13 protein-coding genes are annotated in these 13,764 nt (G+C 62.5%); 4 read left to right on the top strand and 9 right to left on the bottom strand.

From position 1 onward, the window contains the following. Positions 1–105: 105 nt before the first annotated feature. The 5 genes from J6524_RS01920 to J6524_RS01900 all read right to left on the bottom strand — a co-directional run bounded on the left by J6524_RS01920 (position 106) and on the right by J6524_RS01900 (position 4,410). A complete protein-coding gene (locus J6524_RS01920; RefSeq protein ID WP_225668571.1) occupies positions 106–714 on the bottom strand; it encodes a class I SAM-dependent methyltransferase in 609 nt (202 codons plus the stop codon). A gap of 14 nt (positions 715–728) precedes the next feature. Next, positions 729–1,781 carry an N-acetyl-gamma-glutamyl-phosphate reductase gene (gene argC / locus J6524_RS01915; protein WP_225668569.1) on the bottom strand — a complete coding sequence of 351 codons (1,053 nt, stop codon included), beginning with the start codon at positions 1,779–1,781 and terminating at the stop codon, positions 729–731. Beyond that, entirely contained in the window at positions 1,781–2,458 is a 678-nt protein-coding gene (locus tag J6524_RS01910; protein ID WP_225668567.1) for an FMN-binding negative transcriptional regulator, read from the bottom strand. The genes argC and J6524_RS01910 overlap by 1 nt, the downstream gene beginning before the upstream one ends. A 240-nt stretch (positions 2,459–2,698) precedes the next feature. Then, complete coding sequence (locus J6524_RS01905) at positions 2,699–3,688, bottom strand: MBL fold metallo-hydrolase (protein WP_225668566.1); 990 nt, start codon at positions 3,686–3,688, stop codon at positions 2,699–2,701. Positions 3,689–3,879: 191 nt separating this feature from the next. After that, positions 3,880–4,410, bottom strand: a complete 531-nt coding sequence (locus J6524_RS01900) for a DedA family protein (protein WP_225668565.1) — start codon at positions 4,408–4,410, stop codon at positions 3,880–3,882. A 360-nt stretch (positions 4,411–4,770) separates the two neighbouring features. Here J6524_RS01900 and parE point away from each other — a divergent pair, with 360 nt between their 5' ends. Beyond that, the gene (parE, locus tag J6524_RS01895) at positions 4,771–6,819 is read left to right on the top strand and encodes a DNA topoisomerase IV subunit B (RefSeq protein WP_225668564.1); all 2,049 of its coding nucleotides are present in this window, start codon (positions 4,771–4,773) and stop codon (positions 6,817–6,819) included. Between the two features lie 233 nt (positions 6,820–7,052). Then, positions 7,053–7,850, top strand: coding sequence for an outer membrane protein (locus J6524_RS01890; protein WP_225668563.1), 798 nt, complete (start codon positions 7,053–7,055; stop codon positions 7,848–7,850). 341 nt (positions 7,851–8,191) lie between these two features. Here J6524_RS01890 and J6524_RS37275 read toward each other — a convergent pair whose 3' ends face one another. Further along, the gene (locus J6524_RS37275; RefSeq protein ID WP_283843212.1) at positions 8,192–8,326 is read right to left on the bottom strand and encodes a hypothetical protein; all 135 of its coding nucleotides are present in this window, start codon (positions 8,324–8,326) and stop codon (positions 8,192–8,194) included. Between the two features lie 90 nt (positions 8,327–8,416). Here J6524_RS37275 and J6524_RS01885 point away from each other — a divergent pair, with 90 nt between their 5' ends. Both J6524_RS01885 and J6524_RS01880 read left to right on the top strand, forming a co-directional pair. After that, positions 8,417–8,602 carry a hypothetical protein gene (locus tag J6524_RS01885; protein ID WP_225668562.1) on the top strand — a complete coding sequence of 62 codons (186 nt, stop codon included), beginning with the start codon at positions 8,417–8,419 and terminating at the stop codon, positions 8,600–8,602. Between the two features lie 117 nt (positions 8,603–8,719). Beyond that, positions 8,720–9,490, top strand: a complete 771-nt coding sequence (locus tag J6524_RS01880) for an SDR family NAD(P)-dependent oxidoreductase (protein WP_225668561.1) — start codon at positions 8,720–8,722, stop codon at positions 9,488–9,490. A gap of 117 nt (positions 9,491–9,607) precedes the next feature. Here J6524_RS01880 and J6524_RS01875 read toward each other — a convergent pair whose 3' ends face one another. The 3 genes from J6524_RS01875 to J6524_RS01865 all read right to left on the bottom strand — a co-directional run bounded on the left by J6524_RS01875 (position 9,608) and on the right by J6524_RS01865 (position 13,486). Beyond that, on the bottom strand, positions 9,608–10,393 hold the full coding sequence (locus tag J6524_RS01875; protein WP_225668560.1) for an outer membrane protein: 786 nt from the start codon (positions 10,391–10,393) through the stop codon (positions 9,608–9,610). A gap of 194 nt (positions 10,394–10,587) precedes the next feature. Further along, positions 10,588–11,793: an FAD-dependent oxidoreductase gene (locus J6524_RS01870; protein WP_225668558.1), complete on the bottom strand. Its 1,206-nt coding sequence runs from the start codon at positions 11,791–11,793 to the stop codon at positions 10,588–10,590. A 193-nt stretch (positions 11,794–11,986) separates the two neighbouring features. Beyond that, positions 11,987–13,486, bottom strand: a complete 1,500-nt coding sequence (locus tag J6524_RS01865) for a caspase family protein (protein WP_225668556.1) — start codon at positions 13,484–13,486, stop codon at positions 11,987–11,989. Positions 13,487–13,764: the final 278 nt, after the last annotated feature.

Here is a 13,764-nt window from a genome sequence, read left to right as displayed (position 1 = left end):
GAATGGTTCTACTGGATTCGTTCTCTAATGCTGTAGCGCGTCAGCCACATCTTCCCGCCGGGAATTCCCCGCCCGGTCAGCGATCAGCAATTTCCAGGCAAATTATCAACTTGGACGAAAGTCAGGCGCTTTTTGAGCGAAGACGAACAGCATTGGTGCCATCTTGTCGTCAAATCCCTTGACCTCGCCGCGCTCCATCGACAGCGAATTCCATTTCCCCGCCGCGGCATAGGTAGCACGTAGCCAGTCCTGCGAGGGATAGTTGTAGTAGCGATCGAGCGTGTCGCGTCCGCCGGCGTCGCCTTCCTTGTAGCTGGCGTAGAACACGCCGCGCGGCTTCAACGCGCGCCATACCAGCGAAAGCACTGTTGCAAGCTCTTCACGTGGAACATGAAGCAGGCAAGCGTTCGCCCAAACGCCATCGTAAGCCTCGACCTCCTTGAGATTATGAAACAACAGCGTTTCGACGGGGCGGCCGAGGCGCTTCGAAGCCACCGCTGCCATTTCCGGTGAACCGTCCGTCGCACGAACGTCGAACCCGCACGCCAGCATTTCCGCGGTGTCGCCGCCTGCCCCGCAGCCGAGTTCGAGAATGACGGCGCGCGGCGGCAACAGCGCGAGAAACGCCGTGAGCCGCGCATGGCGGGAGGTGATCTCACGCCTCGCATAGGCTTCCGCATTGCTGCGGTAGAATTGCAGCGTCGCTTCATCCACCGCAGCACCTCACATCACGGGAACAGCGCGATTTGCTCCAGCCCGGCGGTTTCGGGCAGGCCGAACATCAGGTTCATGTTCTGGATCGCCTGTCCGGCCGAGCCCTTCACCAGATTGTCGAGCGTGGAAATCACGATCGCCCGGTTCTTGATGCGGTCGGCGACGACGCCGATCTGCACATAGTTGGAGCCGCGCACGTTTTGGGTCTGCGGCAGCACACCCTTCTTGACGACATGCACGAAAGGCTCGTTGGCATAGGCCTTTTCCAGCGCGCCCCGCAGATCATCCGGCGTCGCGCCGCCGACGAGCTTGACATAGGACGTGCAGAGTTCGCCGCGCGCCATCGGGATCAGGTGCGGCGTGAAGTTCACCGTCACTGCCGTGCCTGCGGCGACGCCGATCTCCTGCTCGATCTCCGGTGCATGCCGGTGGGTGCCGACCGAATAGGGCGACAGCCCCTCGCCCGCCTCGCTGAACAGCGTGTTCTGTTTCAAGCCGCGGCCGGCGCCCGTAACGCCCGATTTGGCGTCGATGACAATGTCCTGGACGTCGATCAGCCTTGCCTTCGCCAGCGGTACCAGCGCGAGCAGCGCCGCGGTCGGATAGCAGCCGGGACAGGCGACGAGCCGCGCCGACGTGATCTTGTCCCGGTAGAACTCGGTCAGGCCATAGACCGCCTCGCTCTGCAGTTCGAGCGCCCGGTGCTCATGACCGTACCATTGCGCATAGGTGTCCTTGTCGCGCAGCCGGAAATCGGCGGACATGTCGAGCACCTTGATGTCGGGATTGGCCTTGAGCACGGCAGCGATGATTTCCTGTGTGGTGCCGTGCGGCAGCCCGCAGAACACAGCGTCGAGCGAAGTCCACTCGACGTTTTCCCATTCGACCAGCTTGGGCAGGTCCAGCATGAAGAAATGCGGAAAGACATCGCCCATCGCCTTGCCGGCATGGGTGTTGGCGGTGAGCGCCGTGATCTCGGCGTTCGGATGCCGCGCCAGGAGGCGCACCGCGTCGGCGCCGGTGTAACCGGAGGCGCCGAGAATGCCGATCTTCTTCTTCGAGCTCATCACGCGTTCCTTTCAGAAATCAGTTGATTGTCTTGTAACGTTTCGGCGGCGAATGCCATCGGCCGCGCTGTGCGCATCTGGCTTGCGATTTCGCGCGCATCTGCGTCGCCTTGCGCCAGCACGTGGGCGAGCGCCGTATAGTCGGCCTCCGATTTGTGCTGGTTCAGCTTGAAGCTGCCTTCGACCTCCTCGACCACCATCTCAAGGCCCACGATCGCCTTTTTCATCGCTGCCAGCCGCCCCGCGGTCATTTTCGATGACAGCCAGGGCTTCTTTGGCAACAACCGCTCTTCGAATTTCGCGCTCAGCGTATCGATCTGCCGGGCGAGCTCGTCCTCCGACATCGTTCGTACCGGGCCGGTCAGATGCACCGCCTGATAGAGCCAGGTCGGCACCTGATCCGGCGAGACGTACCAGTCCGGCGAAACATAGGTATCAGCACCGGTGACGGCCAACATCCACTGCGTCGTGCCGTCGGCGAGCTTTACCAACGGATTGTGACGGGCAACATGAAACGCCGCGCGCGGCGTGCCGTCAGCACTGGAGGTCAAGTAAAACGGCAGCGGCGAGGCGACCGGCTTGTTGCCATCCCACGCGCAAGCCAGGCCAAAGCCGCGCGCTTCCGCGAACGCGAGGCTCGCGGCGCGGTCGGACTTGAACATTGGAGGCGTATACATCTCAAACTCCTGCTTGACGTAGGAGCCGCCAGTTCAGACCGCGTTTCTTGGTAAGGGAAGAAGCCGCGGGACCGGATCCGGCGGCAGGGGCGACGATCTCAAACGCAGACGACCGCCCGAACCGCGATGGTGCGGCGGCGGCGAGCGTTGGCAATGGTCGAAGCGAAAATCATGGGCGCGGCTATAAGGCCGCGCCCGCCTGGCGTCAAGTTATGGCTGCCATTCCGGCCCGCGCTGGCGTCAGATGACCGGATTCCACGGCGCCGGGATCAGCCGGTAACCATTGCCGTCCTTCTCGACGAAGCCATTGGCCGGGAACGGATAATGGAAGCCCTGCACCCGCATTTTGTCGGCGACGAGCATGTCGTAGACCCGGCGGCGGGTCTTTTCCGCGAGCGCCGGATCCTGGTCGAACATCAGGTGCCAGCCCGGATTGGTGACGAACAGCGCCGGCAGGTTGGTGACGTCCGACTGGATGAACACCTTGTCGGAGCCTGACGCCAGGACATAGGAGGTGTGGCCCGGCGTGTGGCCGATGGTTTCCACCGCCGTCAGTCCCGGCGCGATTTCCTTGCCCCACTCATAGGGCGTGACCTTCTTCTTAAGCCCGGCCTCGAGCACGCGACGCGCGTTCTTGAACACGGTCTGCATCCGCCCTTCCGGCGCCCGGCTCATCTCGCCGTCATCCATGAAGTATTTCCACTCCGCCGCCGGCACCAGCACCTCGGCATTGGGGAATGTCGGTGTGTTCTCGGCGGTGAGCAGGCCGTTGATGTGGTCGCCATGGAAATGCGAGATGACGACCATGTCGACAGCCTTGGGGTGGAAGCCGGCGGCGACCATGTTGGTGCCGAACTGGCCGACATTGCCCTTGCTCGATGCGAACGCGGCCGCGCCGTTGCCGGTATCGACCACGACCAGCTTGCCGCCGGTGTTGATGACGAGCGGCGCGAACTGGATCGACATCTTGTCCTTCGGCATGAAGGCCTTTTCCAGCGCCGCGTTGACCTCCTCCTTCTTCACATTGAGCACGAAGGTGTCGGGCAGCGCGAAATTGTTGACGCCGTCGGAGATCGCCGTCACCTGCGCATCGCCCACCTTGTAGCGATAGAAGCTTGGCGCCTGCTTCTCCGCCGGCGGCGCAGCGGCGCTGGCGGGCATTGCCGGCACGAGCGGCGTGGCGGCGAGCGCCGCGGCGCCAGCGAGTGCGTGACGACGTGTCAATTCCATGGTGATGTCCTCCCAGTTGAGACGATGGAAACGGTTCTGCGGGATGTCCTGTTGCCGCCTGTCGTTCGGTTGCCGCGGAAGCTATCAGCGATTCTGCGATAGTGCGACGACGGCCGCGCGACGGCACCGCGAAGATGGCCCCGATATCTTGGGGGCTAACACCCGGATCATCGGCTTATTCCAGCCCGCGCCTACACCACCCGCCACAGCCATTCGGCGAGCTTGCCCATGACGTCGCCGACCAGCAGCAGGACGGCCGACCAGATCAGCGCCGAGACGAAGTTGGCGATCTGGAACGGCCAATAGGACATCTCGAAGATGCCGGCGGCGAGCGGCACCGAGGCGCGCAGCGGTCCGAAGAAGCGGCCGATGAAGATCGAGGGTACGCCCCATTTTTTTACGAATTCTTCACCGCGCGGCAGGATCTCGGGATAGCGCGACAGCGGCCACATCTCAGCGACGTGCTCCTTGTAGCGATAGCCGAACCAGTAGGAGACCCAGTCGCCGAGCGCCGCGCCGATGCCGCCGGCAAGCCACACCGGCCAGAAGCTGATGCCGCTGACGCCGATCAGCGCGCCGATTGCGACCAGCGCCCCCCAGGCCGGCACCACAAGCGAGACGAAGGCCAGCGATTCGCCGAATGCCAGCACAAGGACGATCGGGACGGCCCAGGCCTGATTGTCGCGAACGAAATCAGCCAGAGCGCGCGCAAAGTCTTCCATGTCCTGAATGCCTTCCCCGCCCCGTTTGCGCCGTTGAATTTTAGCTGATTCAAGGTTGCGACAGCTAAGCCAGCCGCTTGCGTGGCTTCAAGTCACAAAGGCCGGCACGGGCCGTGATAGCCGCCCTCCCGGTCCCGGCGCCAGCGATTAATGCCAGCGGAAAAAGCGATCAATCCGGATCAAAGCGGGGCGTTGCGGCCATCTATTCAGCGCCGACCAAGGCTGATACAGCGCTGCGATCCGGCACGACGGGCAGAACGGGCGCAGGCGCCTTGCCCATCGTCACCTTTTAAGCCCATCCGTGGCATAGTCAGAGTGACCGATTCGCCGCGCGAGATCGCGCGCACCACCTAAAGAGCCATGTCCAAGTCATTGAAATCAGCTACGAAATCCAAGCCAGACCTTTTTGGAGCGGAATCGAAGGGCCGTGCTGCGCCGAAGGCTGCCTCGCGGGCAACGGGCGCCGAGGCCGGCTATACCGCGGCCGATATCGAGGTGCTCGAGGGATTGGAACCGGTGCGCCGTCGCCCCGGCATGTATATCGGCGGAACTGACGAAAAGGCGCTGCACCACCTTTTCGCCGAAGTCATCGACAACGCCATGGACGAGGCGCTCGCCGGACATGCGACGTTCATCGAGGTCGAGCTGACCGCCGATGGTTTTCTGACCGTCACCGACAATGGCCGCGGGATCCCCGTCGACCCGCACCCGAAATTTCCGAAGAAGTCGGCGCTCGAAGTCATCATGTGCACGCTGCATTCCGGCGGCAAGTTCGACTCCAAGGTCTACGAGACCTCGGGCGGCCTGCACGGCGTCGGCGTCTCCGTCGTCAACGCCCTCTCCTCGCGGCTCGAGGTCGAAGTCGCGCGCAGCCAGAAACTCTACCGGATGAGCTTTGAGCGCGGCCATCCCAAGGGCAAGCTGGAAGATCTCGGCAAGATCAACAACCGCCGCGGCACCCGCATCCGCTTCAAGCCTGATACCGATATCTTCGGCGCCAAGGCGGCGTTCAAGCCGCAGCGCCTATTCAAGATGACGCGCTCCAAGGCGTATCTGTTCGGCGGCGTCGAAATTCGCTGGCGCTGCGATCCTGCGCTGCTGAAGGGCGTCGAGGATGTGCCGGCCGAGGCCAGCTTCCACTTCCCGGGCGGCCTGAAAGACTATCTCGCCGCCGCCATTCACGCCGACACTTTGGTCCATCCGGATATCTTCTCCGGCAAATCGGGGCGCAACGGCGCGCATGGCGCGTGCGAATGGGCGGTCGCGTGGACAGCAGACGCCGACGGCTTCCTCTCCTCCTACTGCAACACGGTGCCGACGCCGGACGGCGGCACCCACGAATCCGGTCTGCGCAGCGCGATGCTGCGCGGCCTCAAAGATCACGCCGAGCGCATTGGCCAGGGCAAGCGCGCCGCATCCGTCACGTCGGAGGACGTCATGGTCGGAGCTGCCGTGATGCTCTCAGTGTTCGTGCGCGAGCCTGAATTCCAGGGCCAGACCAAGGATCGTCTCGCGACTGCCGAAGCGCAGAAGATCGTCGAGCAGGCTATCAAGGACCCGTTCGATCACTGGCTATCGGGCAATCCGCTGCAGGCCAACAAGCTGCTCGATTTCGTCATCGAGCGCGCCGACGAACGGCTGCGCCGCCGCGCTGAGAAGGAAATCTCGCGCAAGACCGCAGTGAAGAAGCTGCGCCTGCCCGGCAAGCTTTCCGACTGCACCAACAGCGCTCAGGAAGGCTCGGAACTCTTCATCGTCGAAGGCGACTCGGCCGGCGGCAGCGCAAAGCAGGCGCGCGACCGCAAGACTCAGGCCGTGCTTCCCTTGCGCGGAAAGATCCTCAACGTCGCCTCCGCCGGCAAGGACAAGCTGACCGCGAATGCGCAGCTCTCTGACCTGATGCAGGCGATCGGCTGCGGAACAGGTGCGCATTATCGCGAAGAGGATCTGCGCTATTCCCGCATCATCATCATGACGGACGCCGACGTCGACGGCGCGCACATCGCGTCATTGCTGATCACCTTCTTCTATCGCCAGACGCCGCGGCTGATCGATGAAGGCCATCTCTATCTGGCGGTGCCGCCGCTTTATAAGCTGACCCACGGCAGCAAGTCGGTCTATGCACGCGACGATGCACACAAGGAGGCGCTGCTGAAGAGCGAGTTCAACGCCAACGCCAAGGTCGAGGTGAACCGCTTCAAAGGCCTCGGCGAGATGATGCCGGCCCAGCTCAAGGAAACCACCATGGATCCGGCCAAGCGCACGCTGCTCCGCGTGGTGCTCCTGGCCGACGACCGCGAAGGCACGGCCGATTCTGTCGAGCGGCTGATGGGAACCAAGGCCGAGGCCAGATTCGCCTTCATTTCCGACAAGGCGGAATTCGCCAGCGACGAGCTGCTGGACGTCTGATTTCGCGATTTCAGGCTGTTTTCGGGCTATTTTCGGCCGATATGGCCGGATAGCGCCGAATGTTGCCTGTTTTCTAGGCGTATTTGCAACCCCCGATTCCGGGGAGCTGTGTTCCTCTCGCAACAGCATTTTGGCCAGAACTGCGTATAGTCACGGCACTGGGTTTTGGGAATCGGGTGCTCGCGCATCGTTAGAGCGATCAGAATAGTCGCTTCTGGACTGAGGGATTGAGAATGAAAAAGGTACTGCTCGCTCTGACGGCGCTGGCGGCGTTCACCGGATCGGCCTCGGCGGCTGACCTCGCTGCCCGCCCCTACACCAAGGCCCCGGCGCCGGTTGCGCCCGCATATAACTGGACCGGCTTCTACATCTTCGGCGGCGCCGGCGGTGGCCTGTGGGCTGCCGACAGCAACGTGCAGACCTTCCCCGGAGCTCCCCTTGCCCTTACCCGGGATCAACGTCTGGGTGGCAGCGGCTGGTTCGGTACCGTTGGTATCGGTTACGACTGGCAGTTCGCCGGCCGGTGGGTGGCAGGTATCTTCGGCGATGGACAGTTCGGCGACATCCGCGGTTCCCTCAGCGATCCGTTCTTCGGCATCGAAGGCCGCGAGAAACTCGAGACCAGCTACGCAGCCGGCGTCAGGGTCGGTTACCTGGTTGCTCCGAACGTACTGTCCTACGTAAACGGCGGTTACTCCGGTTCAGAGTGGTCGGGCACCAACATGTCAACGCTGGCTCCGGGAGGCGGCCCGACTCTTGCCACCACGGGATCCTTCCAGCGTAACGGCTGGTTCATTGGCGGCGGCGTCGAAAACAATCTCGACATCTTTGGTATCACCGCACCTGGCTGGTTTATGAAGACCGAATACCGCTCGGCGTTCTATGACCGCATCTCGCTTCCGGAAACTGCTGTCGCCACCGGTCTTCCGACGGGCGCAGCCGTTACCTTCAAGCCTTGGGTGCAGACCATCAGCACCTCGCTGGTCTATCGCTTCAACTGGAGCGGGGCTCCGATCCAGGCCAAGTACTGACCTGCCAAGCTAATTCAGCAGCTCAAAAGCCCCGGCATGGTCCGGGGCTTTTTTGTTGCCAAGAATCTGGCATGAGCTCAGGGGCACATCGCGTGTCCCGGACGCGGTGCGGCCTAGGCGATGCGTAGCATCGTCCGGCAACGCGGCACCGCCGAGCCGGGACCCATTTCTCCGTTTCGACCAATGGGCCCCCGGCTCTGCAGCGCATCGCTACGCGCTGCGCTCCGTCCGGGGCACTGAATCGGCTCTCCCCCCTTGAGATCATCCTGTCAGTTCCCTGCCACCGCCGCATTCAGCGACCGGTACGCCCAGTGCAGCCGGTACTCGATCTCCGACCAATCCTAATCCGTCATCGCCTGCCCGCGCGTGTCGCGATAGGCCATCGCTTCAGCGCGGCCGATGCCTGAGATCAGTAGCGAGGGCTCGTCTGACCGCTCTTCCGTCTTGCGAAGCCGGCCCGCTTTGTATTCGATCAAAAGCTACGGCCCCCCGTGGGCAATGGTTTCCCGGAGCGGCCCAAAGACAATCGAAGAATGCCTTTGCCACGTCACGGCAACGGAGAAGGCATGGCCAGATCGCTCTTGATCATCGGCTTTCTGGCGCTCGCGATCGGTCTTTTGTGGATCGGTCAGGGCACCGGAGTGATACCCTGGCCGCGCTCGAGCTTCATGATCAATCAACTGCAATGGGCGGGGTATGGTGCGCTGCTCGCCGCCGTCGGCCTGATCCTGATCTGGCAAGGCAGTCGTTAGATTCGTAGGCTTGTAGGATGGGTGGAGCGGCAGCGATACCCATCGACTTTGTGCGTTGGGATTGATGATGGGTATCGCTGTGTGCTCCACCCATCCTACAAAAACTGGATAACAACAATGGCAACAACACTCTTCGACCTCTCAGGCAAGGTCGCCATCATCACCGGCGGCAATGGCGGTATCGGGCTCGGTATGGCCCGAGGGCTTGCGAAAGCCGGTGCGGCGATCGCTGTGGTCGGGCGCAACGAAGCCAAATCGGCAGCCGCGGTCGCAGAGCTTGCGCAAGGCGGCGCCCGGGCGATTTCCGTGGCTACCGACGTCACCGACAAGGCAGCAGTCGCAACCATGGCCGAGCGTGTGGTGCGCGAACTGGGCCGGATCGACATCCTCGTCAACAATGCCGGGATCAACATCCGAAAGCCGCCGCATGCGCTTGATATCGCCGAGTGGGACAGCGTGATCCAGACCAATCTCACCAGCGCGTTCCTGTGCTCGCAGGCGGTCTATCCCGCCATGAAGGCGGCCAGCGGCGGCAAGATCATCAATATCGGATCGATGATGTCGATCTTCGGCGCCAGCTTCACGCCAGCCTATGCTGCCAGCAAGGGCGGCATCGTGCAGTTCACGCGTTCCTGCGCCTGCGCCTGGGCGGCCGACAACATCCAGGTCAACGCCGTGCTGCCGGGCTGGATCGATACCGACCTCACCAAGCGTGCGCGCCAGGAGATCGGCGGCCTGCACGAGCGAGTATTGGCCCGCACGCCGGCGGCGCGCTGGGGCGGCATCGATGATTTTGCCGGGATTGCGGTGTTCCTCGCTTCGCCCGCCTCGGATTTCCTCACCGGCACGGCGATTCCCGTCGATGGCGGGTATTCGATCATGGGCTAGGCGGGCATCTGGCTTCCCGTCTGAACAAGGCCGCCCTGGATCCTGTACAAAGAAAGAAGCCCCGGCCAAGGCCGGGGCTTCCTCACAGAAGTACTAGTTTTCAGTACCTCGCAACAATCAGTACCTGGCAACAACCGGTGCAGCAGGCCACGGATTGAACTTGAAGCTCACCCGGCCCATGACGGCGTCGGCGGTCGCGTCCACATTGCGGAAGTCCTGCGGACCGACGCAGCTAGCCAGTGCAAGGTTACAATTGTGCTGCGCGCTGTCGAACTCGTAGTGCTTGTAGTCGATGCCGAGGATCAGATAGTCGAGAACCGCGTATTCGGCACCGACGCCAACATACCAGCCGTTATGAGTGGCACCCGCGAACGAGAACGCGGGCCCGACCGGAAGAGTGAATCCTTGGGTATCGATATCAGCCTGAGCGAAGCCGCCCTGCCCGTACAGCATGAACCGGTTCCAGGCATAACCAACCCGGCCGCCGATATACCACATGTTATTGAGACGGCTTTCGCAGGCCGTACCGATGGGATAGCCGCAGGCCGCGCCAGGAACGCCACCGCCAAGTGTGCTATTGAAGCCGTTGTCGAGAGCATTGTAACCGCCCTCGATGCCTAACACCCAGTTGCCCCACTGCTTCTGGATTCCGGCAAAGCCACCGTAAAGCAACGAGCCGTCGCCGTTGCCCGTGCTCCAGAGGAAGCCCGGCGCGTTGAAGAAATTGCCGCCGGTTTCGTGCCAGACACCGCCAACCGCGCCGCCGAAATAGATGCCGGACCAGTCATAGGTAACGACCGGGGGCGCCACGGGCGCCTTCGCGATGCGGGCCGGCATGTCTGCGGCGAACGCACTCATCGCGCTGGCGGCGAGGATCGAAGCGGCAAGTACCAGTTTCTTCATTTCCGTTCCCCTTCTTCGAAGCAAATTTTGAACTGTGTGGCTCTGCGTCCAAATCTGACGTCAAGGTAACCGGATTCCCGCCTTTTGACTGTCACCTGCTTGCTACAGTTACGAGCAATGTGAGCCGATTAGATGGAACCGGTTGTATAAATTGCCCGATCTAGGTATCATAATACCAGGTATTAGCCGCCAGATCAACGGCCAAGTTGCACATGTTCGGGCCGCACGCCGAGCCCCACAAATCGCGCCGTGATGCCCTGCAGCCAGGGGATCGCGGTTATGAGGCGCATGACGAGCGGAGCCTTCAGCGCATGATTGCCGGGCTTGAGCGCGGCGCTGACGATGTTGTCCTGCGCGATCACCTGCATCCGCTGTGTCATCTTCACCGGGAATTCGCGGCGCCTTCGGACGGAGTCGAGCTCGTTCTCCGACGGACATCCTTGCGCCAGCTTCGCGGCAAGCAGGTTGGCGGTCGCCAACGCATCCTGCACCGCGAGGTTGACGCCGACGCCGCCCATCGGCGACATCGCATGCGCGGCATCGCCGATGCAGAGCAGCCCCTCACGCGTCCAGCGTTTCAACCGATTGATCGCAACCGTCAGCAGCTTCACGTCATCCCAGCTCTTCACTTCAGACAGCCCCGGTTTCAGGATCGGCGCCATCCGCCCGACATCGTCAAGCAGCGCAGGCAATCCCCTCGCCTTCACGGCCTCATACTGCCCTTTGGGAATGACGAATGCGCATTGCCAGTAGTCGCCGCGATCGAAAGTCACCATCATCTTGCCGGGGTCGACGCGTGCAAACAGGCTTTCGTTTTCGTCCTCCCGCTTGCCGGCGCGAAACCACAGCACGTCCATCGGCGCACCGACTTCCTCGACCGAAAGGCCAGCGCGCTCGCGCAGCAGCGAATGGCGGCCGTCACAAGCAACAGTCAGATCGGCCTCGATGTCGATCACGCCATCAGGTGTTCTCGCCTTCACGCCCGTGACGCGCTCGCCATCGCGAAGCAGATCGATCGCTTCCGTTGACATCATCACCTTGAGCGAGGCGAACCGTTTGCCGCTCTCGCGCAGGAAGTTGAGAAAGTCCCACTGCGGCATGAAGGCGATGAACGGATATTTGACGTTGAGCCGGCTGAGATCGGCAATCCGCACTTTATCTCCGCCGAACAGCCCCTCCATTTTCTGCAGGCGCTGATGCGGCAGCTTCAGGAATCCCTCGATCAGCCCAAGCTCGTCCATCACCTGCAGCGTCGAGGGATGCACGGTATCGCCGCGGAAGTCGCGAAAGAAGTCGGCGTGCTTCTCCAGCACGACGACATCGATGCCGGCGCGTCCGAAGAGATATCCGAGCATCATGCCAGCCGGCCCGCCGCCGACGATGCAACAGCGCACTTTCATCGCAGGCTCCTGTCGCTGCTTGTCCGACCGCCAGGATCGACGATCCGCCAAGGATCGGCAATGCAAATGCAGGGCAAAACTCGCTGCCGCGGCGTACCGGATCCTCCGCATGCGCGGGAGATAACGATCGAATTTACGTCGCTATGTACGCATCATTGCGAGCCAGCGGGTCGCAATGACGCGGTGCGTACTACTACCGCCGAAAACTCTTGATCTCGGAGACGCTGCCGTCGCGATAGGTCAATTCCACCGAGACCGACCTCGTCGTGGGCGCGAGCTTCAGATAGGGGCTGGCGTCGTGCGGGATGACGCTGGGATCACGGGGATCGCAGGGCGGCATTTTCAGAACCTTGTCCGGCACTGCACTGTCGATGCCGACGCGCACTTCGCGGATCGCGCAGCGGTACGACATCAGGTGCGTGTAATAGACAAGCAGGCCGTTGTATTCGCGGAACGACAGCCAGCTCGTCGCGGTCATGTCGAGGATCTTGCGCTGGTCGCGGATCAGTGCGGCCTCCGGATCGAACCGGATCGGGAACGGCCCCTGCAACTCGCCATTGGTGTCGACATAGCGCACCTGGATGTTGCCGGCCGGCGCATCGGCCGGAAGCTCGATCGAAGGGTTGGGCATCCGCTTGCGGGTGCGCGGATCGAGCGTATCGATGAAGCCGGTCTCGCGGAAGTCGCCGGTCTCGCCGAGTCGCCAGGAAATGCCGAGCGTCGGATCGGCAAACGAGAATACGACCGTCCAGCCGCCATTGTGACGCGAGAACGACGCGATCGGCGCATTCAGGGATTCCTTCTGCGGCTGCAGGCGCTGCACCGGCGACAGCGCCGCGAGCTGCTGCTGCGGCTCGGCGGGCTTCGCCGCCACCTCAGCCTGCCCCTTGGCCATGCCGTTCAGGAACACGTCGTCGACCATCTGATCGAAATAGACCGGGATCTGCTTGTGACGGACGGTCTCCGCGAGTTCGCTGACCGCGCGCCGCGTGCGCTGCGCGACCTGGACCAGGTTCACGCCAGGCTGCGTAATCTCCTTGGCGAACGTGCGCGTGAACACCGAATTGGGGTTGGCGTCTTCGTTGGAGAGCCGATCGAGCGCGGTCTGCCGCGGTCCCGCCGAGAAGATCGAGAACACGCCCTCCGGTAATTGCGTCATCGGCGCAAGGCCGCCGCCGCCGGCGACCGCACGTGTGCCAGGACGTTCGAACGGATTATTGCGGCAGGCATCGAACACCAGGATTGCAGTGCGCACCTTGCGGTTCTGCAGCCGCTCGATGATGCGGTCCGCGAGGATCGAGGCGTCGCGCACCAGTTCTTCCTGTCCTTCGGTCGCCGCCGGCACGTCGGTCGGCAGCAGGAAATTCTGGCCGGCGATTTCGAAGCCGTGGCCGGCATAGAAGAAGAACGCGGTGTCGCCGGCATCGACTGCCTTGTCGAAGGCCAGCAGCGTCTGGCTGAACGCCTGCCGGTTCTGGTTCTCCGCCACCATCACCGTAAAGCCGAGCTGCTTGAGCGTATCGCCCATGGTGCGCGCGTCGTTGACCGCTTTCTGCAGCTTGGGCACGTTCCGGTAGTCGTTGTTGCCGACCACCAGCGCCACGCGCTTTTCGCCGTAAGCGGGCGCGGCAAAGACCGCGATGCACGTTGCGAGGCTCGTCACCGCGAGCAGTCTGGAAAGCCAACCCTTCATCGAAATCCCCGAGTGCACGAATGGTCCTGATTCGGGCCGTGCATAGCCGCTTCATGCCATAGTCGGCATCCCCAAGCCCGCGGTTCAACCGCCCCGATTGATAGCAAGGCGGCGACCCAGATTGACGATCAATCCGCGGTTTTGCTGTTATTTGTGCGAAAACATTAAGCTTTTTCGGCTTCAATAGAGGTTCCAAGATTGACTTTGGCGATTTCGACCCTATGTTCGCGCTCAACGCGGCCCTGGATCGAAGCGCGATTCCTCGTTTGCCGCTCGTC

This window comes from Bradyrhizobium hereditatis (assembly GCF_020329435.1).
Lineage (GTDB): Bacteria > Pseudomonadota > Alphaproteobacteria > Rhizobiales > Xanthobacteraceae > Bradyrhizobium > Bradyrhizobium hereditatis.
This window is presented reverse-complemented; position numbering and strand designations above follow the sequence as displayed.

Excerpts from the sequence above, each read along its gene's own strand:
- argC (WP_225668569.1), bottom strand. The coding sequence starts at position 1,781 with ATGAGCTCGAAGAAGAAGATCGGCATTCTCGGCGCCTCCGGTTACACC.
- J6524_RS01910 (WP_225668567.1), bottom strand. The coding sequence starts at position 2,458 with ATGTATACGCCTCCAATGTTCAAGTCCGACCGCGCCGCGAGCCTCGCG.
- J6524_RS01905 (WP_225668566.1), bottom strand. The coding sequence starts at position 3,688 with ATGGAATTGACACGTCGTCACGCACTCGCTGGCGCCGCGGCGCTCGCC.
- J6524_RS01900 (WP_225668565.1), bottom strand. The coding sequence starts at position 4,410 with ATGGAAGACTTTGCGCGCGCTCTGGCTGATTTCGTTCGCGACAATCAG.
- parE (WP_225668564.1), top strand. The coding sequence starts at position 4,771 with ATGTCCAAGTCATTGAAATCAGCTACGAAATCCAAGCCAGACCTTTTT.
- J6524_RS01890 (WP_225668563.1), top strand. The coding sequence starts at position 7,053 with ATGAAAAAGGTACTGCTCGCTCTGACGGCGCTGGCGGCGTTCACCGGA.
- J6524_RS01885 (WP_225668562.1), top strand. The coding sequence starts at position 8,417 with ATGGCCAGATCGCTCTTGATCATCGGCTTTCTGGCGCTCGCGATCGGT.
- J6524_RS01880 (WP_225668561.1), top strand. The coding sequence starts at position 8,720 with ATGGCAACAACACTCTTCGACCTCTCAGGCAAGGTCGCCATCATCACC.
- J6524_RS01875 (WP_225668560.1), bottom strand. The coding sequence starts at position 10,393 with ATGAAGAAACTGGTACTTGCCGCTTCGATCCTCGCCGCCAGCGCGATG.
- J6524_RS01870 (WP_225668558.1), bottom strand. The coding sequence starts at position 11,793 with ATGAAAGTGCGCTGTTGCATCGTCGGCGGCGGGCCGGCTGGCATGATG.
- J6524_RS01865 (WP_225668556.1), bottom strand. The coding sequence starts at position 13,486 with ATGAAGGGTTGGCTTTCCAGACTGCTCGCGGTGACGAGCCTCGCAACG.